The 24,704-nt window shown below is 65.9% G+C and carries 25 protein-coding genes; 3 read left to right on the plus strand and 22 right to left on the minus strand.

Translation table 11 applies throughout. The features are described from left to right. Positions 1-248: 248 nt before the first annotated feature. Genes dmpG through ACNFG0_RS19415 form a run of 4 tightly spaced genes read right to left on the minus strand, consistent with a single transcriptional unit; the run spans position 249 to position 3,829 of the window. Positions 249-1,277, minus strand: a complete 1,029-nt coding sequence (gene dmpG, locus ACNFG0_RS19400; RefSeq protein ID WP_196154207.1) for a 4-hydroxy-2-oxovalerate aldolase — start codon at positions 1,275-1,277, stop codon at positions 249-251. Positions 1,278-1,288: 11 nt separating this feature from the next. Next, positions 1,289-2,197, minus strand: a complete 909-nt coding sequence (locus ACNFG0_RS19405; RefSeq protein ID WP_196143549.1) for an acetaldehyde dehydrogenase (acetylating) — start codon at positions 2,195-2,197, stop codon at positions 1,289-1,291. A 16-nt stretch (positions 2,198-2,213) separates the two neighbouring features. Next, complete coding sequence (locus ACNFG0_RS19410) at positions 2,214-3,005, minus strand: fumarylacetoacetate hydrolase family protein (protein WP_196154208.1); 792 nt, start codon at positions 3,003-3,005, stop codon at positions 2,214-2,216. Continuing rightward, positions 3,002-3,829 (minus strand): alpha/beta fold hydrolase, encoded by an 828-nt coding sequence (locus ACNFG0_RS19415; protein ID WP_196154209.1) that lies wholly within the window; start codon positions 3,827-3,829, stop codon positions 3,002-3,004. Before ACNFG0_RS19415 ends, ACNFG0_RS19410 begins: the two co-directional genes overlap by 4 nt. A 163-nt stretch (positions 3,830-3,992) precedes the next feature. Between ACNFG0_RS19415 and ACNFG0_RS19420 the strand changes: the two genes are divergently transcribed. Together ACNFG0_RS19420 and ACNFG0_RS19425 are read left to right on the plus strand one after the other, a co-directional pair. Beyond that, positions 3,993-4,781, plus strand: coding sequence for an SDR family oxidoreductase (locus tag ACNFG0_RS19420; RefSeq protein ID WP_416766054.1), 789 nt, complete (start codon positions 3,993-3,995; stop codon positions 4,779-4,781). Positions 4,782-4,946: 165 nt separating this feature from the next. Further along, positions 4,947-6,014, plus strand: coding sequence for a hypothetical protein (locus ACNFG0_RS19425; RefSeq protein ID WP_416766055.1), 1,068 nt, complete (start codon positions 4,947-4,949; stop codon positions 6,012-6,014). A gap of 77 nt (positions 6,015-6,091) precedes the next feature. On the opposite strand, the gene ACNFG0_RS19430 is transcribed toward ACNFG0_RS19425, so the two are convergent. From ACNFG0_RS19430 to ACNFG0_RS19515, 18 genes are all read right to left on the minus strand, one after another. Continuing rightward, a complete protein-coding gene (locus ACNFG0_RS19430) occupies positions 6,092-6,478 on the minus strand; it encodes a steroid Delta-isomerase (RefSeq protein ID WP_416766056.1) in 387 nt (128 codons plus the stop codon). A gap of 1 nt (position 6,479) precedes the next feature. Beyond that, positions 6,480-7,682, minus strand: a complete 1,203-nt coding sequence (locus tag ACNFG0_RS19435; RefSeq protein ID WP_416766057.1) for an acetyl-CoA C-acyltransferase — start codon at positions 7,680-7,682, stop codon at positions 6,480-6,482. A 19-nt stretch (positions 7,683-7,701) separates the two neighbouring features. Continuing rightward, the gene (locus tag ACNFG0_RS19440) at positions 7,702-8,160 is read right to left on the minus strand and encodes a MaoC family dehydratase (RefSeq protein ID WP_196143543.1); all 459 of its coding nucleotides are present in this window, start codon (positions 8,158-8,160) and stop codon (positions 7,702-7,704) included. A 2-nt stretch (positions 8,161-8,162) separates the two neighbouring features. Then, a complete protein-coding gene (locus ACNFG0_RS19445; protein ID WP_416766058.1) occupies positions 8,163-8,945 on the minus strand; it encodes an SDR family oxidoreductase in 783 nt (260 codons plus the stop codon). Positions 8,946-8,960: 15 nt separating this feature from the next. After that, complete coding sequence (locus ACNFG0_RS19450; RefSeq protein ID WP_416766059.1) at positions 8,961-10,151, minus strand: acyl-CoA dehydrogenase family protein; 1,191 nt, start codon at positions 10,149-10,151, stop codon at positions 8,961-8,963. After that, positions 10,148-11,320: an acyl-CoA dehydrogenase family protein gene (locus ACNFG0_RS19455; protein ID WP_416766060.1), complete on the minus strand. Its 1,173-nt coding sequence runs from the start codon at positions 11,318-11,320 to the stop codon at positions 10,148-10,150. The genes ACNFG0_RS19450 and ACNFG0_RS19455 overlap by 4 nt, the downstream gene beginning before the upstream one ends. Positions 11,321-11,524: 204 nt before the next feature. Then, complete coding sequence (locus ACNFG0_RS19460) at positions 11,525-12,400, minus strand: SDR family oxidoreductase (RefSeq protein ID WP_416766061.1); 876 nt, start codon at positions 12,398-12,400, stop codon at positions 11,525-11,527. Between the two features lie 16 nt (positions 12,401-12,416). Further along, entirely contained in the window at positions 12,417-13,565 is a 1,149-nt protein-coding gene (locus tag ACNFG0_RS19465) for an acetyl-CoA C-acetyltransferase (RefSeq protein ID WP_196143538.1), read from the minus strand. A gap of 140 nt (positions 13,566-13,705) precedes the next feature. After that, entirely contained in the window at positions 13,706-14,761 is a 1,056-nt protein-coding gene (locus ACNFG0_RS19470) for an acyl-CoA dehydrogenase family protein (RefSeq protein ID WP_196143537.1), read from the minus strand. 10 nt (positions 14,762-14,771) lie between these two features. Beyond that, positions 14,772-15,938, minus strand: a complete 1,167-nt coding sequence (locus ACNFG0_RS19475) for an acyl-CoA dehydrogenase family protein (protein ID WP_416766062.1) — start codon at positions 15,936-15,938, stop codon at positions 14,772-14,774. Positions 15,939-15,949: 11 nt separating this feature from the next. After that, positions 15,950-16,705 carry an enoyl-CoA hydratase family protein gene (locus tag ACNFG0_RS19480; protein WP_196154217.1) on the minus strand — a complete coding sequence of 252 codons (756 nt, stop codon included), beginning with the start codon at positions 16,703-16,705 and terminating at the stop codon, positions 15,950-15,952. 12 nt (positions 16,706-16,717) lie between these two features. After that, positions 16,718-17,785 carry an NAD(P)H-dependent flavin oxidoreductase gene (locus tag ACNFG0_RS19485; protein ID WP_416766064.1) on the minus strand — a complete coding sequence of 356 codons (1,068 nt, stop codon included), beginning with the start codon at positions 17,783-17,785 and terminating at the stop codon, positions 16,718-16,720. A 2-nt stretch (positions 17,786-17,787) separates the two neighbouring features. After that, positions 17,788-18,660 carry an enoyl-CoA hydratase gene (locus tag ACNFG0_RS19490; RefSeq protein WP_196143533.1) on the minus strand — a complete coding sequence of 291 codons (873 nt, stop codon included), beginning with the start codon at positions 18,658-18,660 and terminating at the stop codon, positions 17,788-17,790. Between the two features lie 38 nt (positions 18,661-18,698). Next, positions 18,699-19,502, minus strand: a complete 804-nt coding sequence (locus ACNFG0_RS19495; RefSeq protein WP_196143532.1) for a CoA-transferase subunit beta — start codon at positions 19,500-19,502, stop codon at positions 18,699-18,701. Between the two features lie 12 nt (positions 19,503-19,514). Further along, positions 19,515-20,396 (minus strand): CoA transferase subunit A, encoded by an 882-nt coding sequence (locus tag ACNFG0_RS19500; RefSeq protein ID WP_196143531.1) that lies wholly within the window; start codon positions 20,394-20,396, stop codon positions 19,515-19,517. Positions 20,397-20,407: 11 nt separating this feature from the next. Continuing rightward, complete coding sequence (locus ACNFG0_RS19505; protein WP_416766066.1) at positions 20,408-21,304, minus strand: VOC family protein; 897 nt, start codon at positions 21,302-21,304, stop codon at positions 20,408-20,410. Positions 21,305-21,540: 236 nt separating this feature from the next. Further along, entirely contained in the window at positions 21,541-22,665 is a 1,125-nt protein-coding gene (locus tag ACNFG0_RS19510; RefSeq protein ID WP_196143529.1) for an LLM class flavin-dependent oxidoreductase, read from the minus strand. 124 nt (positions 22,666-22,789) lie between these two features. After that, complete coding sequence (locus ACNFG0_RS19515; RefSeq protein WP_196143528.1) at positions 22,790-23,971, minus strand: acyl-CoA dehydrogenase family protein; 1,182 nt, start codon at positions 23,969-23,971, stop codon at positions 22,790-22,792. A gap of 211 nt (positions 23,972-24,182) precedes the next feature. Between ACNFG0_RS19515 and ACNFG0_RS19520 the strand changes: the two genes are divergently transcribed. Beyond that, a complete protein-coding gene (locus ACNFG0_RS19520) occupies positions 24,183-24,701 on the plus strand; it encodes a flavin reductase family protein (RefSeq protein WP_196143527.1) in 519 nt (172 codons plus the stop codon). The last annotated feature ends 3 nt before the right edge of the window (positions 24,702-24,704 follow it).

A 24,704-nucleotide genomic window follows, 5' to 3' on the forward strand; every position in this document is an offset into this window, starting at 1 on the left:
AAGCCCTTGCTTGGCGGCGGTGATAGCGGGCCCGGCCCAATCGCGGGGCAAGCCCGCTCCCACAGGCCCTGTGTACGCTTGTTGCGGGAGGTCACCCAGCCCTTTGGGCTGTGCTGTCGAGCACAGAACAAACGGCCAGTGCTGACCCTCTGTGGGAGATTCTATGGTTGTGGGCAAGCCGGCTCCCACCACCCCTTCAAGTATCACCATACAAGCGGGCTTGTCCCGCGATTGGGTCGGGCCCGATATCACCGTCGCCCTTGATCGCGGGACAAGGTCAGGGCCAGGTCTTCGATCATGTCCTCCTGCCCGCCGACCGTACCGCGACGGCCCAGCTCCACCAGCAGGTCACGGGCCGGGATGCCGTACTTGGCCTCGGCACGCTTGGCGAACAGCAGGAACGAGCTGTATACCCCGGCGTAACCCAGGGTCAGGGCATCGCGGTCCAGGCGGATCGGCTGGTCCATCATCGGCACTACCAGGTCCTCGGCCACGTCCATGATGCGGTACAGGTCTACCCCGCTCTCCACGCCCATGCGCTTGAGCACGGCGACGAACACTTCCAACGGCGTATTACCGGCGCCGGCACCGAGCCCAGCCACCGAACCGTCGATACGCACCGCGCCGGCATCGATAGCGGCCAGGGAGTTGGCGATCGCCATGCCCAGGTTGTGATGGCCATGGAAACCGACCTCGGTGCCTGTCTCCAGGCCATTGCGCAGCACGGCGATCTTCTCGCTCACTTCGTCGGGCAGCATATAGCCGGCCGAGTCGGTGCAATAGATGCAGTTGGCGCCATAGCTTTGCATCAGGCGCGCCTGCTCCAGCAGCTTTTCGGCGCTGACCATGTGCGCCATCATCAGGAAGCCCACGGTATCCAGGCCCATCTTGGCGGCCATGCCGATGTGCTGGCCGGACACGTCGGCCTCGGTGCAGTGGGTCGCGACGCGAATGGTCGAGACGCCATGCTCGTGGGCCATCTTCAGGTGGTCGAGGGTTCCGATGCCCGGCAGCAGCAGCGCCGAAACCTTGGCTTGCTTGAGCTTGGGAATCACCGCGCTGAAATACGCCTCGTCGCTGTGGGCGGGGAAGCCATAGTTCAGCGAGGCGCCACCCAGGCCGTCGCCGTGGGTGATCTCGATCAGCGGCACGCCCGCGGCGTCCAACCCGGTGGCTACGTCCACCATCTGCTGCAGGCTGATCTGGTGACGCTTGGCGTGCATGCCGTCGCGCAGGCTCATGTCGTGCAGCAGCACATTCTTACCTTGAAGGTTCATCGCCACTCTCCTCAGCGGGCCGGCAATTGCAGGGTGCCCTTGTGGGCTTCTTCGGCGAACATCTCGGCGGTGCGCAGGCCGGCAGCGGTCATGATGTCCAGGTTGCCGGCCGACTTGGGCAGGAAGTCGCCCAGCCCTTGTACTTCGATGAAGATCGACACCTTGTTGCCGTCGAACACCGGGCCGTTGACCAGCGTGTAGCCGGGCACGTAGCGCTGCACTTCCTTGACCATGTCCAGCACCGAGGCGCGGATGGCGTCCTGGTCGGGGGTGTCGTCGGTCAGGCAGTGGATGGTGTCACGCATCATCAATGGCGGCTCGGCTGGGTTGATGACGATGATCGCCTTGCCGCGACGGGCGCCCCCGATGCTTTCCACGGCACCTGCGGTGGTGCGGGTGAACTCGTCGATGTTCTGCCGCGTGCCGGGGCCTACGGAACTCGACGACACGGTGGCGACGATCTCGCCATAGGCCACTGGCTGCACACGCGATACCGCCGCGACCATGGGGATGGTCGCCTGGCCGCCGCAGGTGACCATGTTGACGTTCATCGCGAGCTTGGCGGCATGTTCCTTGAGGTTGACCGGCGGCACGCAGAACGGCCCGATGGCCGCCGGGGTCAGGTCGACCATGATCACGCCCAGCTCGTTGAGCTTGCGGCTGTTGTGCGCATGCACGTAGGCGGAGGTGGCGTCGAAGGCGATGCGGATGTCATCGTCCAACACATGGGGCAGCAGGCCGTCGAGGCCCTCGGCGGTGGTCTTCACGCCCATTGCCCGGGCCCGCTTCAGGCCCTCGGACTCAGGGTCCACACCCACCATCCACACCGGCTCGATCCACGCCGAGCGGCACATTTTCATCAGCAGGTCGGTACCGATGTTCCCCGGGCCGATAATGGCCGCTTTCAGTTTTTGGCTCATGGGCCTTGCTCCTCGATCAGGCTCGGAAGGACACCTGGGCACTGCCCAGGCCGTCGATGGTCAGGGAAAAGCGGTCGCCTGCCCGCACCGGCTCCAGCGGCACCAGCGAACCGGAGAGAATCACCTCGCCGGCCTTGAAGGGGATGCCGAAGGCGCCGAGGGTGTTGGCCAGCCAGGCGACCGCGGTCAACGGGTTGCCCTGCACCGCCGAGCCCAACCCTTCGCTCAGCGGTTCATCGTTCTTGAACACGCGCATGTGCAGCGCCGGCAGGTCCAGCTGGCGCGGGTCGACCCGCTCCTGGCCGAGCACGAACACGCCACAGGACGCGTTGTCGGCGACGGTGTCCTGGATACGAATGCGCCAGTCATGGATGCGCGAATCGACGATCTCGAAGCACGGCGTGATGTAGTCGGTCGCCGCCAGTACATCGGCCTCGGTGACGCCCGGGCCGACCAGGTCATGCTTGAGCACGAAGGCGATCTCGCCCTCGGCACGCGGCTGGATCAGGCGGTTCTCGGCCAGCGAGATGTCGGCGCCGTTGTCGAAAGCCATGGCACGGGTGATGAAGCCGAAGTCCGGCTGGTGCACATCGAGCATGCGTTGCACGGCTGCCGAGGTGACGCCGATCTTCTTGCCGACGATACGATCGCCGGCCGCCACCCGCCGCTCGATGCAATGCAACGAGATGTGGTAGGCATCCTCGATGCTGATCTGTGGCCAGCGCTCGGTCAGCGGCGCCAAGGTCTGGCCATCGCACAGGGCCTGGTACAGTTCGTCGCCGTGCTGGCGACGCAGTTGCGCGCTCATGGGCGGCCCTCCTTCAAAAATGCCAGGCAGTCACGGTTGAACAGGTCCCGGTGCTCGACCATCACCCAATGGCCGCATTCGCTGAGCAGTACGAAGCGGATGTGTCGGCAGGCCTGCATCAAGGTGTCGACACCGGAAACGGGGCAGAACTTGTCGTTGATGCCCCAGAAGCCCAGGATCGGGCAGGCCAGTTCCGGCAGGCGCTCGGCCATGTTCGGCACTTCCATGGTGGAGAGCACGCACGGTGGCTGCTCGGCCACCACCGCGACCCGCTCGGCCACGGTGTCGTCGTCGATCAGCGAGGGGTCGAACAGTTGCAAGCCGAGCAGGCGTTTCATACCGGCAGCGTCACGCAGCTCGCCGCTGGCGAACGCGGCGGCCATGCGCTGGATGCCTTCCATCTGCAGGTAGTACTGCGCCTTGTCCATCAGGCCGCCCGGGGCCATCAGCACCAGGCGCGCCACCCGTTGCGGCTGGCGCAGGGCGATGGCAATGGCGATGGCACCGCCCAGGGAGTTGCCGACCAGCGTGCAGCGCTGGATATCCAGGGCATCGAGCAGGCCCAGCAAGGCCTGGACGAAGAAATCCAGGGTATAGGCGGTTTCGGGCTTGTCCGAGGCGCCGTAACCCGGCAGGTCAGGCACGATGGCGCGATAGCCGGCCTCGGCGAATACCGGGTAGTTGTGCTTGAAATTGCTGTGCCCGCTGGCACCCGGGCCGCTGCCATGGATGAACACCACCGCCTCGCCCGAGCCGACATCCTGATAGTGCAATTGCAGGCCATCCGCCAACCTGACCTTGTGCCCTTGCGCTGCTGCGCCCATGGGGAACCTCCCGGCTTGTTGTTGTACCGGGATTATTCAGAGCCGCCAGGGCAGACGGCATCGTCCGACAGGACTACAACACCCCTAGTCCCTTTGGACGTAGGCCCGACGGCAGCGGGCGCCTAGCATCGAGGGATTCTCCTGACGAACGAAAGGCATCCCCATGCAAGACCCACTGGATTTTCGCGGCAAGGTCGTCCTGGTCACCGGCGGCGCCAAGGGCGTGGGGCGCGGGATTACCCGGCGCTTTCTCGAGTGCGGTGCACAGGTGGTCATCTGTGGCCGCCAGGCACCGGAACGGCTGCCCAGCGGAGGGGGCCGCCAGGCTGTGTTCATGCAATGCGACGTGCGCGACCTTGAGCAGCTTGACCAACTGGTAGGCGGCATCCTGAAGTACTTCGGTCGCCTCGATGTCCTGGTCAACAATGCCGGTGGCGCGCCTTTCGCCGAAGCGGCCAGCGCCTCGCCGCGCTTTTCCGAATCGATCGTGCGCCTGAACCTGCTGGCACCGTTGAACCTGTGCCAATTGGCCAACCGGGTGATGCAGGAGCAGGCCGAAGGTGGCAGCATCATCAACATCTGCAGCGTCAGCGCTACCCGCCCCTCCCCCGGCACCGCCGCCTATGGCGCGGCCAAGGCCGGCCTGCTCAACCTGACCCGCTCGCTGGCCGTGGAATGGGCGCCCAAGGTGCGAGTCAATGCGGTCACCGCCGGGCTGATCCTCACCGAACAGGCCCAACTGCATTATGGCGATGCCGAGCAAGTGGCCGAGGTCGCCGCCACCATTCCCCTGGGCCGCCTGGCCGAGCCGGATGACATCGGCGATACCTGCCTCTACCTCGCATCCCCCCTGGCCCGCTACGTCAGTGGTGCCGACCTGGCGGTGCACGGTGGCGGCGAACGCCCGGCCTTTCTCGAGGCGGCAAGAGAGCAACACGGTGCCCGCACATAAGCCGAAGCGCGAACCTCACGGTCTATCACAATGCCGACTCGGACGATGGCGTGCCTCGCGCGCTCGGTCGATAGCCCGTATATAACCTGCAAGAAGGACGAGTGATAACCCGCTCGGAAAATCCGCATAGTCATGGCTCTGTTGAACCTATCCAAAGGACATCACATGACCATGCAACCGTCTCTTGCTCATACCGAGTCAAAGATTGCCTATTTCCAGTTCTTCCGGATCTACCATGACCCAGCGGTGCTGTCCGGCTCCCATCTGCTGTTCAACAACAGCCGCCAGCGAATCCCCCTGGTCGTCGAAGTGCTGGCCCGTAACGACGTCGGACAACAGGTGCTCCTGAGCGAGGCCGATCTGGCTGCGATACGACTGATACAGATCGGTGCGAACAATCGCCCAGTTGGCGACCCCATCCCTCACGACGTAGGGTATGACGATCTGAATGGCTGGAGTAGCTACCACGACGAAGGTTTATTCGAATACGACGAAACGTTCATTCGCCACTACGCGACCAGAACCACAACCGAGCCTGCCGTGCAAAACGAAACGGCCGAAGATCTGCAGTTGAACACCCAGAAGATTTCCATCTGGGTAGCGACCAGCGATAAGGTCCAGAGGCACTTCGGGGCAGTGTTCGGCGATCACATCTCCGCCGAGGTCGACGCGATACAAGGTAAAATCACGCTGATTCCCAAGACATTGAACCAGACGGCCGTCACCTTCTTCAACGAAGAAAAGCTCGCCTACGATCTTGGTGGCGAGCGTGACTTTTGGTGGTGGCGTGTGTACCACAACTATGTGAGCGCTCGGATTTACGGACAGGTACTGCCACTCAAGTTCATCGACATGCGGGGTCTCTGGTGGGATCAGGGCAAGCAATACAAAACCGAATACTCCTACTGTGTGGCAGCCCATGCAGGAGAAACCTACCCCACCCGACACGATCTGCCCAATCTAGGCCGGTATGGTGTTGCACCATTGGAGTCGTACCCGATGATAAATTATGATCCGCCAATCGTCAGTCCGGTCAAGGATCAGGTCATCGTATTGATGTGTCTCGATTCACATAATATTCACTTCCACCATGGGAGTGAGCTCGCCGCTGAGTGCAAAGAGCGGGATGGAGACATCACCGATATCTACGGGAATGTATACGCTTTGACGTTCAGGTATGCCAATGAGAACGAAGACGAAACTGGCAGGGCGTTGAAGCTCATCCCAAAGTGATATTCACTCTTCGCGCTGCAGCGCCCTGTGGTCTGTTGGGCAGATTTCATCCGGAACACCGGCAAAACCGGAACAGGTCATCGGGTGGACAGGTTCACCTCGCTCCAGTACGCCTTCATGCTGCTGATGAGCCCGCGCTCATCGAACGTCATCACATCGATCACGTCCAATGAGCAGTCCCGCCCGTCCCACTGCATATCGACACGAAACGGCATGGCGCCGCAGCCGTTATGGGTGGCCCGTACAGGGCCAGTGAGGCACGCGGATACCTTCATCTGCCCCAAACCCTGGCGGTAGAACTCGGCGATCCGGTCAAGGCCCTGCAACGGCGCCTGGCCGACCGGGTCTTCGACGATGGCGTCCTCGGCATACAGCCGCAGGATGCCATCGATATCCCCGGCATCCACCAGTTCGACATAGCGCTGCATGATGGCTTGCACCTGCTGTGGCGTAGGCAACCCCATATCAGGCCACCTCGAACAGCGCTGCGGCGCCCATGCCGCCACCGATGCACATGCTCACCACCACATGACGCACGCCCCGGCGCTTGCCCTCGATCAGCGCATGCCCGACCATCCGCGCCCCTGACATGCCAAACGGGTGGCCGATGGCGATGGCGCCGCCGTTGACGTTGAGGCGTTCGTTGTCGATACCCAAGGTGTCGCGGCAGTACAGCACCTGGCAGGCGAATGCCTCGTTGAGTTCCCACAGACCGATGTCATCGACCTTCAGGCCATGGCGCTTGAGCAGCTTCGGGATCGCATATACCGGCCCGATACCCATCTCGTCGGCATTGCAACCGGCCACCGCCAATCCACGGTAGATGCCCAGCGGTTGCAGGCCACGCTGCTCGGCCAGGCGGGCGCTCATCAGCACCGAAGCCGAGGCGCCATCGGACAGTTGCGAGGCGTTGCCGGCGGTGATGAATTGCCCAGCCCCGGTCCACTGGCCACCCGCCCACACCGGCTCCAGGGCCGCCAGGCTGGCAGCACTGGTATCGGCGCGGTTGCATTCGTCCTGGCGCAAGGTCACGGCTTCATGGCGGCTCTCGCCAGTGGCCTTGTCCACCAGCAACTTGTGCGTGGTCAGTGGCGCCAGTTCCAGGTCGAATAGCCCGGCCTGCTGAGCGCGAGCCGTGCGCACCTGGCTCTGCAGGCTGTAGGCGTCCTGCTCCTGGCGGCTGATGCCATAGCGCTGGGCGACGATCTCGGCGGTCTCGATCATCGGGATATAGGCCGTGGGGTCACGTTCGAGCACCCGCGCGGACTGGTTGCGGTAGGTATTCTTGTGCTTGTTCTGCACCAGCGAGATCGACTCCAGGCCACCGGCCACGGCAATGTCGAGCTCGTTGCAGAGGATGCCCTTGGCGGCGATAGCGATGCTCATCAGGCCCGAGGCGCACTGGCGCTCCACGGCCATGCCGGACACTTGGGCAGGCAAGCCGGCGGCGGTGGCACAGAGGCGCCCGAGGTTGTAGGCCTGGGTGCCCTGCTGGGCGGCGGCGCCGATGATCACATCGTCCACTTCCTCCGGCGCGATGCCGGCGCGGCGCACCGCCTCGGCCACCACATGGCCACCCAGGGTCGGCGCCTCGGTGTCGTTGAAGGCGCCACGGAAGGCCTTGCCGATCGGCGTGCGCGCCGTGGACACGATCACTGCTTCGTTCATGCTCAACTCCTTGGACGGCTTACGCCGGGTAATAACGGCTGATGGTGTCGACCACGCAGCCAGGGCGTTCCTGGCCTTCGATCTCGACGCTGACGCGGATCACTGCCTGCACCCCGCTGCCGACCGCCTCGGTCGACAACAGCATGGCGCTGCCACGCACCCGCGAGCCCACGCGTACCACCGAGGGGAAACGCACGCGTTCGCAGCCGTAGTTGACGCCCATGGCGATGCCGCGCACCTCGATGATCTGCGGCAGGAACAGGTTGACCAGGGCCAGGCTCAGGTAGCCGTGGGCGATGCAGGCGCCGAACGGCCCCTGGGCTGCGCGCTGCGGGTCGACGTGAATCCACTGGTGGTCGCCACTGGCTTCGGCGAACAGGTCGATGCGCGCCTGGTCCACCAACAGCCAGTCGCTGTGACCCAGCGCCTGCCCCACCGCCTCGTGCAGCGCCTGGGGCGTCTCGAAGATTCGCGTCATGCTCAGGCCCTCTGGCTGGAAACCGACAGCACTTCGCCGGTCATGTACGAGCTGTAGTCGCTGGCCAGGAACATCATCACATTGGCCACCTCCCAGACTTCGGCAGCGCGGCCGAAGGCCTCGTTGGCGGCCAGCTGGTCGAGCACCGCCTGGGGCGCGGAGCGGGCGAGGAAGTCGTGCATGGCGATGCTCGGGCTCACCGCGTTGATGCGGATGCCATGCTCGGCCGCCTCCACCGCGGCGCAGCGGGTCAGGGCCATGACCCCGGCCTTGGCCGCAGCGTAGTGGGCTTGCTGCTTCTGCGCGCGCCAGCCGAGCACCGAGGCGTTGTTGACGATGACTCCGGCACGGCGTTCGATCATGTGCGGGAGCATGGCGCGGGTCATGCGCATGGTGCCGGTGAGGGTCACGTCGATGACCCGTTGCCATTCTTCGTCGGGCATTTCCACCAGGGCGCGCGAGCCACCCAGGCCGGCATTGTTGATCAGCACGTCGACACCGTCCAGCTCGCGCTCGGCGGCATTGACCAACTCACGCACCTGGGTTTCGTCGGTGACGTTGCACAGTTGCCCATGCACGGCTTGCAGGCCGGTGGCTTCGCGGATACGCGCCACCGCTTCGCCAAGCCGGTCTTCGTGGATGTCGCTGATCATCAGGGCCCGACAGCCCTCCTCGGCCGCACGCAGCGCCGCAGAGAAGCCGATGCCGGAGCCGGCGGCGGCGGTGATCAGCACCGATTTGCCGCGCAGCAGGCCGTGGCCGGAAACATAGTGTGGAACGGACATGCAAAGACTCCTCGATCAGGGGCGTGGCCGCGGCTCCCGGGGCATGCCCAGGGCGCGTTCGGCAATGATGTTGCGCTGGATCTCGTTACTGCCGCCGTACAGGGTGTCGGCGCGGCTGAACAGGTACAGCGACTGCTGGCGGCTCAGCTGGTAGGGGGCGGCCTCGAGCAGCTCGGCCTGCGGGCCGAGCACGTCCATGGCCAGCTTGCCGAGGTTGGCGTGCCAGCTCGACCAGCCCAGCTTGTAGATGGTCGCCTCGCGGCGCAGCGAGCCGTCCTGAGGCCCGGAGAGCATGCGCAGCGAGTTGTAGCGCAGAATGCGCAGACCGCACCACGCCTCGCTCAGGCGTTGGCGCAGGTGTGGGTCGCGGTCGGCGCCGTTGCGCCGGGCGATGGCGATGATTTCGTCGAGCTCGTTCTGGAACTGCATCTGCTGGCCGAGGGTGGACACCCCGCGTTCGAAACCCAGCAGGGCCATGGCGATCTTCCAGCCCTCGCCCGGCTGGCCGACGATGTTGCCAGCGTCGGTTCGCGCATCGTCGAAGAACACCTCGTTGAACTCCGAGGTGCCGGTCATCTGCTCGATCGGCCGCACGCTGATACCCGGTTGGTCCATCGGCACCAGCAGGAACGACAGGCCATGATGACCAACGCTGCCCGGCTCGGTGCGGGCCAGCACGAAGCACCAGTCCGACTCGTGGGCCAGCGAGGTCCACACCTTTTGCCCATTGATCAGCCAGTCGCCGTTGGCGTCCTGGGCGGCGCGGGTCTTCACCGCAGCCAGGTCAGAGCCTGCGCCCGGCTCGGAATAGCCCTGGCACCAGAACGTGGTGCCCTGGACGATGCCCGGTAGGAAGCGTTGCTTTTGCTCGTCACTGCCGAAGGCGGCGATGGTCGGCCCTGCCAGGCCTTCGCCGATATGCCCCATGCGGCCAGGGCCGCCGGCACGGGCGTACTCTTCGTGGAAGATCACCTGCTGGCTGATCGAAAGCCCTCGCCCGCCATGCTCCGGCGCCCAGCCCACGCAGGTCCAACCGCCTGCGGCGAGCTTGCGCTCCCAGGCCTTGCGTTCCTCGGGAAACATGTGTTCATCGCCCGGGCCGCCACGAAAACGCAGGGCCTCGAACTCGCCTTGCAGGTTGGCGGCCATCCAGTCGGCGATCTCCTGGCGGAAACGCTCGTCCTGCTCACTGAAACGGATCTTCATGGCTGCTCCCCGATAATCACGTTGGCGATCTGCTGCAGATGCCAGGCCGGTGCGCCGAGGTAGCTCTCGCTGGCCCGGGCACGCTTGAAATACAGATGCGGGTCGTATTCCCAGGTGAAGCCCACGCCGCCGTGCAGCTGGATCGACTCCGCGGCGCAGTGGAAGTACGCCTGGGAGCACTGCGACTTGGCCAGGGCGGCGGCCAGCGGCAGTTCGGCGGCCACCTGCGCATCACCTGCCGGGTCCAGCGCTTCCTGGGCGACGCAAGCGGCGTAATAGCTCGCCGAGCGCGCGCACTCGACCTGCAACATCATGTCGGCGGCGCGGTGCTTGAGGGCCTGGAAGCTGGCCAAGGGGCGGCCGAACTGCTGGCGCTCCTGCAGGTAGGCCACGCTCAAATCCAGCGCCTGCTGGGCCCCGCCCACCTGCTCTGCAGCCAAGCCCACGCAGGCCAGGCGCAGCACGTTCTGCAACTGCGGCCAGGCCTGGCCGGCCTCGCCGAGCACCGCATCCGCAGCCACGTACAAGCGCGTGAAACACATACGGCCCAGGCGCCGGGTCTGGTCCATGGTCGGCTGCCACTGGCGGGCCAGGCCCGCCTGCCCGGCCTCGACCAGGAACAGGCCGATGCCGTGTTCGCCCGTGCTGCCAGCCAGCCGCGCCGCGACCACCAGCAGGTCGGCGCTGTGGCCGTCGATCACTTGCGCGTATTCGCCGTCGAGCACATAGCCATCGCCCTCGGGCGTGGCCGTGACGCCGATGCCTTGAAAGATCCAGGCACCGCCGTCGCCAAAGGCCAGGGTGCCACGCACGCGGCCCTCTGCAATGGCGGGTAGCCAGCGCTGTTTCTGCGCTTCGCTACCGGCTAGCAGCAGTGCCGGCGTGGCCAGGCAGGCCGTGGCGAAGAAGGGCGAGCACAGTAGACGCCGGCCCATCTGCTCGAGCAGGATGGCCAGCTCGACGAAGCCCAGGCCCAAGCCGCCATAGGCTTCGGGAATATGGATGGCAGGCCAGTACATTTCGCTGCACAAGCGTTGCCAGAGGTCGGTGTCGTAACCGTTTTCGCTGACCATCGCTGCCCGCACGGCGGCACAGTCGGAAACATCGGCGAGAAAGCCCTCGGCCGATGCGCGAATCATTTCCTGCTCGTCGCTGAATGCAAAGTCCATCGCGGCGTCTTCTACTCGTCTGGCCCGGATGGCTTGAGTGTGGCCAGATGCCGGGCCGGGGGAATCGGCCAAGTGGACTAGGCCTCTGTGCCGCGAAAGGGCTGCGGAGCAGCCCTGATCGATCTCTGCCCGGTCTCCAGACGAAAAAAAACCGCACCACCCTGGCATGTGGTGCGGTCCCGCCCACGTGGCGAAACAGGTGAATCAGCTGCCGTAGACTTTCTGCGCCGGCACCGCGCGCTCAAGCAGTTCACCCACCGCCGCCCCCACTTCGGCCACGGCCCAGCGGCCCTGGTTGTCGACCAGCGGCCCGCGCCGCCAGCCGTCGGCGATGGACAGCTTGCCGCCCTCGACCTCGAACATATGCCCGGTCACGCCAGCCGACTCCCTCGAGCCCAGCCACACCACCACCGGCGCGACGTTCTCCGGGGCGAAGTAGTCAAAGCCCTGCTCGGGCTTTTTCATCGCTTCACCGAACACCCCCTCGGTCATGCCGGTGCGGGCCGCCGGGGCCAAAGCGTTGACGGTGATGCCGTAGCGCGCAAGCTCGGCCGCCTGGACCAGGGTCAGCGAGGCGATCCCCCCCTTGGCCGCGGCGTAGTTGGACTGCCCGATCGAGCCTTGCAGGCCTGCCCCGGAGCTGGTGTTGATGATGCGCGCATCGACTTTCACGCCGTTCTTGGCCTGCTCGCGCCAATGGCGCACGGCGTGGCTGGAGAGGCAGAAGTGGCCTTTGAGGTGCACCGCCACCACCGCGTCCCAGTCCGCCTCGGTGAGGCTGGCGAACATGCGGTCGCGACAGATGCCGGCGTTGTTCACCACCACGTCGAGGCCGCCGAAGGCTTCCAGCGCCGCCGCGACGATGCGCCCGGCATCTTCGTAACAGGTGATGTCATTGCTGTTGGCGATGGCCTGGCCATCCTGCTCGCGGATCTGCGCGACCACCGCTTCGGCGGCGTCACGGTTGATGTCATTGACCACCACCTTGGCGCCCTCGGCGGCGAAGGCCAGGGCGTAGGCACGGCCCAGGCCGCCGCCGGCGCCAGTGATGACCACGACTCGGTCGTTGCAACTGCTCATGGGTATTCTCCTGCGCTTACAGGCGCTCGATGATGGTCACGTTGGCCTGGCCGCCGCCTTCGCACATGGTCTGTAGGCCATAGCGGCCGCCACTGCGCTCCAGTTCATGGAGCAGGCTGCACATCAGCCGGGTACCGGTGGCGCCCAGCGGGTGGCCCAAGGCGATGGCCCCGCCATTGACGTTGGTTTGGGCATGGGGATAGCCGGTCTCGTCGATCCAGGCCATGGCTACCGAGGCGAAGGCCTCGTTGATCTCCACCCGGTCGATGTCTTCCAAGCGCATGCCGGCGCGCTTGAGGGCATAGGCGGTGGCCGGAATGGGCGCGGTGAGCATCCACACCGGGTCGTCGGCACGCACGCTCATGTGGTGGATGCGTGCCCGGGGCGTGAGGTTGTAGCGCTTGAGCGCGGCCTCGGAGACGATCAGCACGGCACTGGCGGCGTCGCAGGTCTGGCTCGACACCCCGGCAGTGACCCGGTCGCAGCCGAACAGGCTTTCCAGCTCGGCCATTTTCTCCAGGCTGGTGTGACGTGGGGTTTCGTCGTGCTCGACGCCGGCCAAGGGTACGATTTCGCGCTTGAAATACCCTTGCTCAATGGCGCGCAAGGCCCGCCGATGCGATTCCAGCGAGTAGGCTTCGAGCGCCTGGCGGCTGAGCTGCCAGCGCTCGGCGATCATCTGCGCGGCGCGGAACTGGGTCGGAGGCGTCGCGCCGTAACGCCGCACCCAGCCCTCGGAGCCGGTGAACGGGTCGCCGAAACCCAGGGGTTCGGCAGCCGTCATGGCCGACGAGATGGGGATCTGGGTCATGGTCTGCACGCCACCGGCGACCACCACGTCCTGGGTGCCGCTCATCACTGCCTGAGCGGCGAAATGCACCGCCTGCTGCGAAGAACCGCACTGACGGTCGATGGTGGTGCCCGGCACCGCCTGGCTGAGCCCGGCGGCCAGCCAGGCGGTACGGGCGATGTCGCCGGCCAGCGGGCCGATGGTGTCGACGCAGCCGAAGATCACGTCGTCGTAGTCGTTGTCGGGGATCGGGTTGCGCTCGACCAGGGCGCGTAGCACATGGCCGCCCAGGTCCGCTGCATGAATGTGCGCCAGGCCGCCCTTGCGCCGCCCGGTGGGCGTGCGCAGGGCATCGACGATATAAGCTTCGGGCATGTTCTACCTCACAAGACAAAAACGGTTGGTTGCGCCATCGGTGAATGCCACCGGCTGCGCCGGTGATCGCGGGGCAAGCCCGCTCCCACAGAGGGGGCCAGGGATCAAGGGCAAGGCCCTTGCCATCCACCGCCGAAGCATCAGAAGGTGGTGCCGGCGCCAATGGCCAACTCGCGGTCGAACAGCGCCTCGCGGATTCGCGCCTTGTGCAGGGCATGGTCGCCCCAGGCCTTGTCCAGCGCCCAGGCGCGCTTCATGAACAGCTGCAGGTCGACTTCCCAGGTGTAGCCCATCGCACCGTGGGTCTGAATGGCGTTGCGCGCAGCCAGCAGCGCAGCCTCCGAGGCGGCCAACCGAGCATGGGACACGGCCAGCGCCTGCTCTGCCTCACCGTGGGCCACCGCATGGGCGGCGCGGTACAGCGGGCCCTTGGCGAACTCGATGCGCACCGCGACGTTGGCCATCAGGTGCTTGACCGCCTGGAACGAGCCGATCGGCTTGCCGAACTGCTTGCGCTCGAAGCTGTAGTCCACCGCCAGGTCCACCATGCGCTTGGCCAGGCCCAGCAACTGCGCCGCACAGCCCAGCGCGCCGCGCTCGAAGGCCCGCGCCAGCAGCCGCGCCGCCTCCTCGCCACGGGCCACGCAGGTGGCCGCACCCGGCGTCCAGCGCACCTGGAACAGCTGACGGCTGGGGTCGACCGATGGGTTGCGCACCAGCTCGACGTCCTCACGCGGCACCGCGTGCAACTCATCGCCGTGGCTGAGCAGTAGCAGGTCGGCGACGTGGGCATCGCTGACCAGCGGGTTGCCCGGCTCGCACACCGCCAGGCGCGCCTGCCCTTCGGCCACGCGCCCCAGCCAGTCGTGCTTGAGCCCCTCATGGGCCTCGCCCAGTTCGGCCAGCAGCGGCACCGCCACCAGCATGGTTTCCACCAGCGGCTCGGGCAGCCCGGCGTAACCGCATTCCTGGGCCAGCAGGACGAAGTCCAGGGCCCCCAGGCCCATGCCGCCATACTGCTCCGGCACGGTCAGGCCGGTCAGGCCCAGCTCCACCAGCTGCGCCCAGAGCTGGTCGCAGCGGCCGCTGTCGGTCAGCCACAACTCGCGGATGCGTTCAGGGGTCACTTCGTTGATCAAGAAACTGCGTACGTTGTCCTGGAAGAGCAACTGGTCGCTATTGAAACTGAAGTCCATGGTCTCTCCCTCAGGCACGCGGCATGCCGAGCATGCGTTCGGCGATGATGTTGCGCTGGATCTCGTTGGTGCCGGCATAGATCGGCCCGGCCTGGGCGAACAGGAAGCCGTCCAGCCAGTGGCCGACATCGCCTGCGGCCGGTGCCTCGGGCAGCAGCTCACCGCGCAAGCCAAGGATGCTCATGGCGGTTTCGTGCATGCGCAGGTCAAGCTCGGACCAGAAGATCTTGTTGGTCGAGGATTCAGGCCCGATACGCCCGCCCTTGACCAGCTGCGAGGCAGTCATGTAGGTCTGCTGGGTGTAGGCCTCGGCGTCCAACCAGGCGCGCATCACCGCTTCGCCGATGGCAGGGTCGCGGTCGGCGCTCTCGCGGTTGGCCTGGTACAACTGCACCAAGCGCCGGGCGGTCTCCTGGAAGCGCGCCGGCGAGCGCAGCATCAGGCCGCGTTCGAAGCCAGCCGTGGACATCGCCACGTGCCAGCCCATGCCCTCGCCGCCCAACACGTTCTCCACCGGCACGCGCACATCGTCGAAGAAGATCTCGGCGAAGCCCGGCAAGCCGTTGAGCTGAGGGATCGGCCGCACGGTGATGCCGGGGCTGTCCAGTGGCACCAGGATGAAGGTCAGGCCATGGTGGCGCTGGGAACCGGGGTCGGTGCGGAAGATGCCGAACACCCAGTCGGCCCAGACCGCGCGTGTAGACCAGGTCTTCTGGCCGTTGATCACGTAATGGTCGCCGTCACGCTCGGCCCGCGAGCGGATCGCCGCCATGTCGGAGCCGGCGCCCGGCTCGGACCAACCTTGGGCCCAGATGTCCTGCCCGGTGGCCATGCGGGGCAGGAAGCGCGCTTTCTGCTCCTCGGTACCGTACTCCATGAGGGTGGGCCCGAGCAGGAAGATACCGTTCTGGTTGACCCGCGCCGGGGCGTTGGCGCGGTAGTACTCTTCCTCGAAGATCAGCCACTCGATCAAGTCGCAACCGCGCCCACCCAGGCGGGTCGGCCAGGTGACCATGCCCCAGCGCCCTTCGTTCAGGCGCGCTTCCCAGGCGCGGTGGGCGGCAAAGCCCTCCTCGGTGTCGAACGAGGGCAATGGCTGGGCCGGGACGTTGGCCTGCAGCCAGGCCCGCACCTCGGCGCGGAAGGCCTGCTGGGCCGGTGTGTAGGTAAGGTCCATGTTCGCTGCCCTCAACCGTTGAAGTTGGCGTTGCGCTTCTCGACGAACGAGTCGCGAGCTTCCTGGGAGTCCTGGGTGCGGTAGGCTTCTAGGGTGAAGCCCTGCTCCCAGCGGTATTTGTCTTCCAGATCGCCGTCCTCGATGCCGTTGAGCGCTTCCTTGGCCAGGCGGATCATCGCCGAGCTCTTGGCGGCGATGGATGCAGCGATGCCAAGCGCCGCCTCGCGCAGTTGCTCGCGTGGCACCACACGCTCGACTGCGCCCAGGCGGAAGGCCTCGGCGGCGTCGATCATCTCGCCAGTGAAGTACATGTGACGCACCTTCTGCACCGGGAACAGGCGCTGCAGGTGAGCGCCGCCGCCCATGGCGCCACGGTCCACCTCAGGCACGCCGAAGCGGGCGCATTCGGCAGCGACGACGATATCGGCGGCGCCGCAGATACCGATGCCGCCGCCCAGGACGAAGCCATGCACGGCGACGATCACCGGCACCGGGTTGCGGTGCACGGCCTTGAAGGTGTCGTAGTTGCCCTTGTTGACCGCGACGATCAGGTTGCCGTCGGCGGCCAGTTCCTTGATGTCGACCCCGGCGCAGAAGCCACGGCCTTCGGCACGGATGACGATGACCCGCACCTGCTCGTCTTCGCCCAGCGCTCGGAGCGTACTGGCGATGTCGGCCCAGCCCCGGCTGTTGAAGGCATTGACCGGGGGATGGTCGAAGACCATCTCGGCGATGCCGTTGTCAATGCTGACACTGAATGGTTGCATTCGGATTCCCCCTTACGAAATTCGGCGGCACAGTGCGCCCAGGCGCTGCTCGGCGTCCTGGACGATCTGCGCGATCAGTTCGGCGCAGCTCGGCAGGCTGTCGATGCCTGCTGCCACCTGCCCGGCCGGCAGCACGCCTTCGGCGGGGCGGCCTTCGACCATGGCCTTCTGGATGACCATCGGCGCGTTGGCGGCCATCAGGCTCTGGGCGGCGCTGAGCCCGCCGTCGCGGCGCATCTTCAGGGCGCTGCCGAGCAATTGGCCCAGGCCAAGGCCTGTGTGGCGGCGGTAGGCCAGGCCGCTGCGCACAGCCAGCAACCAGCGGCGCAGGCCGCTGCCGGACTCGAGCTCATCGAGCAGCTCGTTGCGGATCATGCGTTGCGGCAAACCGTCGATGGCCCGGCTGACGATCACCGCCGCCGGGTCCTTGACCGCCAGGTAGCGCGCCAGGGTGGCCCGGGGCACCGGGCTGTCGGCGGTCATCAGAAAGCGCGTGCCCATGGCGATGCCATCGGCGCCCTGGGCCAAGGCCGATACCAGCCCGCGACCATCCTTGAAACCACCGGCAGCCACCACCGGCACCTCCACCGCATCGAGCACCTGGCCCAGCAGCATGGCGGTGGGCACGGCGCCGGTGTGGCCGCCGCCCTCGCCGCCCTGCACGGTCACCACGTCGGCGCCCATCTGCACGGCCTTCTGCGCATGCTTGAGGGCGCCCACGGTGGGCATGCAGACCACACCGGCATCCTTGAGCCGGGCGATCATCTGCTTGCCCGGCGAGCGGCTGTAGCTGACGGCGCGCACCTGGTGGCGCACCACCAGTTCGACGATCTGTTCGGCGTTGGCCTGGTACATGTGGAAGTTGACCCCGAACGGGCGGTCGGTCAGGCGCTTGGTCTCGAGAATCGCGGCTTCCATCTGCTGCGGTTCGATGGTCGCCCCAGCGAGAAAGCCAAAGCCGCCGGCATTGCAGGTAGCCGCCACCAGGCGCGGGTCGGCGACCCAGCCCATGGCGGTCTGGACGATCGGGTAGCGGCACCCGAGCAAGGCGGTCAGGCGGGTATCGAGCGATACGGCCATGCTCATGCCCTCCCCGGGTCGCGCTGGGAACTGGCCATGGCCTTGGCGTCGTAGCCGCCCAGGCGGTCGCCCGACACCAACTCGTTGTGGGCATGGGCGAAGTGATGCAGGCCGAACACCATGTCCATGGTCGCGCGCTTACCCATCAGGTCTTCGGCGTTGTTGACTGCCTGCTTGCTCAGTTGCAGGCCCAGGCGCGGCATCTGGGCGACCTGCGCGGCCAGCTCCAGGGTGTGCGCCTCCAGCTGCTCGCGCGGCACCACGCGGTTGAGCATGCCCATCTGATAGGCACGCGCCGCCGGCATCGGCGCGCCGAGGAACAGGAACTCCTTGGCAATGCGTGGGTTGAGCTCATGCACGTGGGCGAAGTACTCCACCCCCGGAATGCCCATGCGCACCACCGGGTCGCGGAAGTAGGCATCGTCGCTGGCCACGATCAGGTCGCACACCCAGGCCAGCATCAGCCCGCCGGCAATGCAGGCGCCCTGGACCATGGCGATGGTCGGCTTGGGGATATCCCGCCAGCGCCGGCACATGCCCAGGTACACCTCCTGCTCGCGGGCGTAGAGGAACTCGCCGCCCGGCTTGCCGACATGGTCGTACCACAGGCTCACGCGCTCGAAGCTCTGGTCCACGTCACGCCCCGGCGTACCGATGTCGTGCCCGGCGGAAAAGTGTTTGCCAGCGCCGCGCAGGACGATGACCTTGACCTCGTCATCGGCGCAGGCGCGGGCGAAGGCGGCGTCCAGGGCATAGGTCATCCGCGAGTTCTGGGCGTTGTGGTACTGCGGGCGGTTCATGGTGACCAAGGCCACCGCGCCACGCACTTCGTACAGCACCACCTCATCGGCCTCTTTGTTGTTTTGCTCGCTCATTACTGCACTCCGGCAAGGCGGTTGGCGGGTACGGGCTGTCAGCGCGCCTGGCGCTGGCCCGGAGGGTTGTCCTTGAGCTGGCTGGCGCGCAGGTTGTGCGGGTCCAACTGCTGGATCAGCTGCAGCTGCGCCTCGGTGGGCGCGGTGGTCACCGGGCAATGCTCGGGTACGTGCAGGGCGAAGCCTGTGTTGTCGCGCACCTCGTCCAGGCTCACGCCCGGGTGCAAGGAACGCACTCGCACCTGGTGCTGCGGCCCGAGGAAGTCGAGTACGCACAGGTCGGTGACGATCAGGCGGATATCGATATCCTCCAGCGACCAGCCGCGGGCCAGCCGCTCGGGGTTGTAGCCCACCGAGGCGACCACGTCGCACTCGCCTTCGACGAACACCCGGCGGTTGTGGCTGGGCACGTAGAACGAGTTGGCATGGCTGATGGAGTTACCCGGCAGGCCACGCACGCCGAGCATCTGCGCCTTGGGCTTGTGGTAGTCGCCGCCGATGCAGGAAATGTTGGCCTGGCCGAAGCGGTCGACCTGGATCGGGCCGATCATGGCGTGGCGCTTGCCGCTCCAGACGTTGTCGAAGATGCGCGAGAAGCCCATCCAGCTGTCACGCTTGGGCTCATAGCCATTGCGTGGGCCGACCGGCACCGGCTCGGCGACCATGTAGGCTTCCGAGTCGGTCATCATCAGCTGCGGGTTGTTGTCGAGCATGCTCAAGGAGGCAGCCAGGCGTGGGATCACGCCAATACCGGTGGCCAGGACTTCGCCGTCGTCGCGCCAGGCCTGGGCGGCGGCGCAGATCATCAGTTCGGCGAGGCTGTAGGAGGTTGCAGGGGTCATGGCGTTCCTCGCTTAGAAAACCGGCAGGGGCAGTCGACGGATGGCCTCAAGGCCCCCGCAACGTTCCAGGTACTGGGAGTGGGAACAGGCCACGTACTGCTCGACATAGGCCTGCCAGCCCTCTTCGCTCTGCGCCGAGGCCACGTAGGCCTTGAAGTGCGGTACGTCGAAGCCGTACAGCGGCGCGCAGGAAGACGGGTGCGCGCCCCCAGGCACGTTGGCCACGGCGGTGGTCAGGTTGCGCTCCCAGAACACCTGGTGGGCCCGGGCCGGGTCGGCATGGAACCACGCGCTGTCGACCAGCTCGTCGCAGGTGACGAAGGTGCGTGCCGCAGCGCGCACGAACAGGTCGTCCATGTAATGGTCGGGGCCGGCGATCTGGCAGATGCCGCGTGCATCGGCGCGGTCGACGTGCACCAGGGCAGCATCGAGCTTGAGCGCAGGCATCGCGACCCAGTCGCGGCCATCGGCGTAGGGCGAGGCGATCAGCTTAATCTCGGGGTTGTGGCGCAGCACGTCGGTGCCCAGGCCTACCGCTGTGGGGATGAACGGCACGTTCATGGCGGCGGCGCGCAGGCCCAGCAGCAGCATGCCTTCGTCGATCTCCATCACCTCGATGGCGCCTTCCTGGCGCGCCTTGCGAAAGTATGGTTCGAGGGGGATGAAGTCGAGGGAGACGAAAGCGAAGATCAGTTTCTTCACCTTGCCAGCGGCGCACAGCAGGCCGACGTCGGCGCCGCCGTAGGCGACGACGGTCAGGTCCTTGAGGTCCGAGCGCAGGATCTCGCGTACCAGCGCCATGGGCTTGCGACGTGGGCCCCAGCCACCGATACCGATGGTCATGCCGTCGCGCAGCTGGGCGACCATCTGGGCCGTGGTCATTTGTTTATCCATGGGTGCTGTCCTCATTGGCGGCCGACGCTGAAGTCATGGCCCCACTGGCTGACCACCGTGCTTTCGAACGGGGTGTGGCGGCTCCAGTCCACCACCAGGCCGTCGCAGCCGTACTCCAGGTCGAACCCGGAAGGGGTCTTCATGTAGAAGGAAATCATCTGGTCGTTGGTGTGCTGACCCAAGGTGGCCGAGAGCTTCACGCCGTTGGCGTGCATGCGGTCCAGGGCGCGGCCGACTTCGTCCAGGCCATCGACCTCGACCATCATGTGCACGCAGCCGCTGGGCACCGGGCATTCGAAGATCGCCAGGGAGTGGTGGCGGCCATTGTTGCAGTGCATGAAGTGGATACGCTTTTCCGGCTCGGCCGGGTCGGGGGTGAAGCGGATCTTCATGAGGTCCGACAGGCCGAAGCCCATCACCTGTTCGTAGAAGTCGCGGCAGCGTTCGAAGGTCGGTGCCGGCAGCACCACATGGCCCATGCCCAGGGCATCGCTGACGAAACCGCGCACGCCCACTGGCGAGACGAAGCGGGCGAAGTCCTGGCGTGGGCCCCAGTACAGCTCGTGGCGGTTGCCGTCGGGGTCGGCGAACAGGGCCAGCGCCTGGACCTGGCGCAGCGCTGCCTGCTCGGCACTGCCCTGCTCCACGGCCACACCGGCGGCGTGCAGTTCGGCCACGGCCTGGTCGAAGGCGGCCTGGCCGGCCACTTCCCAGCCGCAGGCGCCAAAACCGTCCTGGGCGCTGTGCTGCACCAGGATGCGGTATGGGCGTTCGTCCATCTTCAGGAACAGGCGCTCGCCGCTTTCGTCCTCGACCACCATCATGCCCAGCACTTGGCTTGCGTAGTGGCGCCATTGCGCGAGGTCGGTGGAACGTACGGTGACGTAACCCAGGCCGCGGATATCCATGCACGATCTCCTCATGTTGTTCTTGTCACGAGCCGCTTGGGCTCTTGGATGGTCGTATTCAAGCCAGTTGGCGGTGGAGCGTCATCGTCCAATAGGACTACCGACGGAGGGGCTGCTGCGCAGCCCAATCGCGGGACAAGCCCGCTCCCACAGGTTCCGTGCAAGCCATTGGCGACACCGTACCTGTGGGAGCGGGCTTGTCCCGCGATTGGGGCGCAAAGCGCCCCCTGGTGGATTTACTGCTTGTTGCGGAAATGCGGAATGACTTTCTCGCCGATGTTGCGCAAGGTCTCCAGCTGGGCCCACTGCGGCACGGTCCCCATCTGGCAGATGAACAGGATTTCGTCGGCGCCGGCATCGATCAGCCGCTGTACGTAGCCGATGCAGTCCTCGACGGTACCGTAGGCGTGGTTGGGGTTCATCATCGCCATGGTCGGGTCAGAGAAGTCGACCTGCACTTCCTCGGAGGCGAAGCGCGACTTGATCACCGCCTGGCCGTTACCATCGACGTAGGTGTCGTCTTTCCACTTCTCCGGGTCCGGGCGCTCGCCACCGCCGTACCAGTAACCCAATGACTCCATGAAGTAACGCTGGCCACGAATGCCGATGCGGCGCGCGGTCTCGTTGTCGTCCAGCACGATGGCCGGGCACAGTGCGGCGATGTGGCGGTTCGGACGGAAGCCCACCTGGTTGCGTGCCTCGCGGTTGTCGAAGGCCTGGTGGTACACCTCGACCTTCTTGGCGATCTCCTCCGGGCCACCGAAGCCCAGCACCAGCGCGCCCATGCCACGGCCACCGGCGTTCTTCAACGACTCGGTGTTGGTACAAGCCAGGTACATCGGCGGGTGTGGGTCCTGGTACGGCTTGGGATGGATCGGCCGCTTAGGGATCTTGACGAAGTCGCCGTGGTGCTCGATCTCGTCCTGCACGAACATCTTCGGAATCAGGTACATGGCCTCGTCGATCTGCGGCTGCAGGGTCGCCAGGTCGTAGCCGAAAGTACCGGCTTCCTGCTGGGTACCGCCCTTGCCGACGCCGAAGTGCACACGGCCCTTGGACAACAGGTCGAGGGTAGCGATGCGCTCGGCCACCTTGACCGGGTGGTTCATCGCCGGCGGCAGGCACACCACGCCATGGCCGATGCCGATGCGCTCGGTCTTGCCGGCGACGAAGGCCAGCATGGTCTCCGGCGCGGACATGTGCGAATAGTTGGTCAACGCGGTGTGCTCGACGCACCAGAAGGTGTCGAAGCCCAACTTGTCGGCCAGTACCGCCTGCTCCACGGTGTCATCGAAGATCTTGCGGTCACCCTCGCGGCTGGCATCGATCGTCTGGGCTTCGTAAATCAGCGAGAATTTCATGTGCGTTCCTTGTTGTTCTGTGGACGTTGGCCGGCAGGTGCCGGCCTTGGTCACATCCTCTGGCATCGGCGACGGGCTCGAATCCCTAAAACGGACTAGCCGGTTTCGGTGAGCACGCCATGGCCTAGAGGAAGAAGTCCGTGGTGTCCTGCCCCATGCTCACGCCACCGAGGTTCCAGGCGTACTTGGCCGGGCTGTTGGCCACATGGGCACGGCCGGTATGGATATCGCGGAACGCCCGGTTGATCGGGTGGTCACGGAAGATGGTCGAGGCACCGCTGTTGAACATCAGTTCGGCTACCGCCTTGGCGCAGCGGTCTGCCACCAGCGCCGAGTCGTAGCGCATCTTCACCCGCAGCTGCATGTCCAGCGGCGTGCCGCTGCGGGCGTTGTCGAGCATCAGCTCGAAGTTGCGCAGCAGCACGGTGCGGCATTCGTCGACACAGACCATGGCGTTGGCCAGGGCGCTTTGCGCGGCCGGGTCCTGGAGCATCTTGCGGCCATCGTTGACTGCCACCCGCGCCTTGTTGTGGGCGATGAAGTGGTCCACCGCCCCCTGCAGGGCGCCGATGGCCGAGGACGACACCGCGCGCACGAAGATCTGCCCGAACGGCAGGCGGTACAGCGCCGAGGTGTTGACCGCGTTGCCCGGGCTCTGCTGCATGAAGCCATCGGCGGCGCGGTGAGTGCGGTATTCCGGAACGAAGGCGCCTTCGACCAGCACATCGTGGGAGCCGGTGCCCTCCAGGCCCATCACGTTCCAGTTGTCGATGATCTGATAGTCGGCGCGCGGCACCAGGAAGGTGCGGTAGTCCGGTGCACCGCCCGGCTCGGCCGGCGGCACCATGGCGCCGAGGAAGGCCCACTGGCAATGCTTGCTGCCCGAGGAGAAGCCCCAGCGCCCGCTCAGGCGGAAACCGCCCTCGACCCGCTCGACTTTCCCCACCGGCATGTAGGAAGAGGAGATCAGCACGCTGCTGTCCTGGCCCCACACGTCCTGCGCGGCGCGATCGTCGAACAGCGCCAGCTGCCAGTTGTGGATGGCCACCACACCCAGCACCCAGGCCGAGGACATGCAGCCTTCGGCGAGGATCATCTGCACCTCGAAGAAGTCCTTCGGCTCGAGCTCCAGCCCCTGCCAACGGGCCGGCTGGAGGATGCGGAAGAAGCCCGCCTCGTGGAAGTCGGCGATGGTCTGCTCCGGCAGGCGGCCCATCTGCGCGGCTTGTTCTGCGCGCTCGCGCAGCACGGGCACCAGCTCACGGGCGCGCTGGCGCAACTGTTGACGCATGAGGTCTTGATTCATCTTGTTGTTCTCCTCTGGTCGCCCCGTTCCCCGGGGCGTGCGAGAGAGGCGCCATGCCTCCACCGTAGGCATTGCAACAAGGTGAATCGGGCGCGGCATCCCTCAAACGGACCATGTCGGGTGCGCATTGACTAGTCCCGTTGGACGATGTTGGGGCTTGTCAGCGTTGCAAGAATCCATCGCACTGAAACAGCCAAACCGAGGGCGTGCGATGAACGACAACAATAATTTGAAAGCCGACATGCTCCAGGCCATGCGCCGCCTGGCCAAGTCGGTGACCATCATCAGCACCAGCGACGGCAGCCAGCGTTTCGCCATGGCCGCCACCGCGGTGGACTCGCTGAGCACCGAGCCGCCATCGCTGCTGATCTGCGTCAACCAGAGCGCTTCACCGCACGCGGCGCTGGCCGCCGGCGCAAGCTTCTGCGTGAACATCCTGGGCCTGGAGCAGCAGCACCTGGCACACCTGTGCAGCGGCAGCATCAAGGGCGAAGCGCGCTTCGGCCAGGGTCAGTGGCTGACCAGCGACGAAGGCATCCCTTACCTGGCCGATGCCCAGTCGTCGATCCTCTGTCGCCAGGACGGCCAGTTCGCCTACGGCACCCACACCGTCTTCATCGGCCGTATCCTGCGCATTCACACTACCCCGACCATCACCCCGCTGGTGTACCTGGACGGGCACTACACCACCACTGCCAAACCTGTGCCCCTTGCGGCCAGCGTCAGCTGAGGC

This window comes from Pseudomonas sp. NY15372 (assembly GCF_048068215.1).
Classification (GTDB): Bacteria; Pseudomonadota; Gammaproteobacteria; order Pseudomonadales; family Pseudomonadaceae; genus Aquipseudomonas; species Aquipseudomonas guariconensis_A.

Coding starts and splice junctions, on each gene's coding strand:
- dmpG (WP_196154207.1), bottom strand. CDS start 1,277: ATGAACCTTCAAGGTAAGAATGTGCTGCTGCACGACATGAGCCTGCGC.
- ACNFG0_RS19505 (WP_416766066.1), bottom strand. CDS start 21,304: ATGGATATCCGCGGCCTGGGTTACGTCACCGTACGTTCCACCGACCTC.
- ACNFG0_RS19480 (WP_196154217.1), bottom strand. CDS start 16,705: ATGCAACCATTCAGTGTCAGCATTGACAACGGCATCGCCGAGATGGTC.
- ACNFG0_RS19410 (WP_196154208.1), bottom strand. CDS start 3,005: ATGAGCGCGCAACTGCGTCGCCAGCACGGCGACGAACTGTACCAGGCC.
- ACNFG0_RS19445 (WP_416766058.1), bottom strand. CDS start 8,945: ATGTCCGTTCCACACTATGTTTCCGGCCACGGCCTGCTGCGCGGCAAA.
- ACNFG0_RS19485 (WP_416766064.1), bottom strand. CDS start 17,785: ATGGCCGTATCGCTCGATACCCGCCTGACCGCCTTGCTCGGGTGCCGC.
- ACNFG0_RS19515 (WP_196143528.1), bottom strand. CDS start 23,971: ATGAATCAAGACCTCATGCGTCAACAGTTGCGCCAGCGCGCCCGTGAG.
- ACNFG0_RS19405 (WP_196143549.1), bottom strand. CDS start 2,197: ATGAGCCAAAAACTGAAAGCGGCCATTATCGGCCCGGGGAACATCGGT.
- ACNFG0_RS19440 (WP_196143543.1), bottom strand. CDS start 8,160: ATGACGCGAATCTTCGAGACGCCCCAGGCGCTGCACGAGGCGGTGGGG.
- ACNFG0_RS19450 (WP_416766059.1), bottom strand. CDS start 10,151: ATGAAGATCCGTTTCAGTGAGCAGGACGAGCGTTTCCGCCAGGAGATC.
- ACNFG0_RS19415 (WP_196154209.1), bottom strand. CDS start 3,829: ATGGGCGCAGCAGCGCAAGGGCACAAGGTCAGGTTGGCGGATGGCCTG.
- ACNFG0_RS19500 (WP_196143531.1), bottom strand. CDS start 20,396: ATGGATAAACAAATGACCACGGCCCAGATGGTCGCCCAGCTGCGCGAC.
- ACNFG0_RS19520 (WP_196143527.1), top strand. CDS start 24,183: ATGAACGACAACAATAATTTGAAAGCCGACATGCTCCAGGCCATGCGC.
- ACNFG0_RS19430 (WP_416766056.1), bottom strand. CDS start 6,478: ATGGGGTTGCCTACGCCACAGCAGGTGCAAGCCATCATGCAGCGCTAT.
- ACNFG0_RS19465 (WP_196143538.1), bottom strand. CDS start 13,565: ATGCCCGAAGCTTATATCGTCGATGCCCTGCGCACGCCCACCGGGCGG.
- ACNFG0_RS19475 (WP_416766062.1), bottom strand. CDS start 15,938: ATGGACCTTACCTACACACCGGCCCAGCAGGCCTTCCGCGCCGAGGTG.
- ACNFG0_RS19510 (WP_196143529.1), bottom strand. CDS start 22,665: ATGAAATTCTCGCTGATTTACGAAGCCCAGACGATCGATGCCAGCCGC.
- ACNFG0_RS19425 (WP_416766055.1), top strand. CDS start 4,947: ATGACCATGCAACCGTCTCTTGCTCATACCGAGTCAAAGATTGCCTAT.
- ACNFG0_RS19455 (WP_416766060.1), bottom strand. CDS start 11,320: ATGGACTTTGCATTCAGCGACGAGCAGGAAATGATTCGCGCATCGGCC.
- ACNFG0_RS19495 (WP_196143532.1), bottom strand. CDS start 19,502: ATGACCCCTGCAACCTCCTACAGCCTCGCCGAACTGATGATCTGCGCC.
- ACNFG0_RS19435 (WP_416766057.1), bottom strand. CDS start 7,682: ATGAACGAAGCAGTGATCGTGTCCACGGCGCGCACGCCGATCGGCAAG.
- ACNFG0_RS19470 (WP_196143537.1), bottom strand. CDS start 14,761: ATGGACTTCAGTTTCAATAGCGACCAGTTGCTCTTCCAGGACAACGTA.
- ACNFG0_RS19490 (WP_196143533.1), bottom strand. CDS start 18,660: ATGAGCGAGCAAAACAACAAAGAGGCCGATGAGGTGGTGCTGTACGAA.
- ACNFG0_RS19460 (WP_416766061.1), bottom strand. CDS start 12,400: ATGAGCAGTTGCAACGACCGAGTCGTGGTCATCACTGGCGCCGGCGGC.
- ACNFG0_RS19420 (WP_416766054.1), top strand. CDS start 3,993: ATGCAAGACCCACTGGATTTTCGCGGCAAGGTCGTCCTGGTCACCGGC.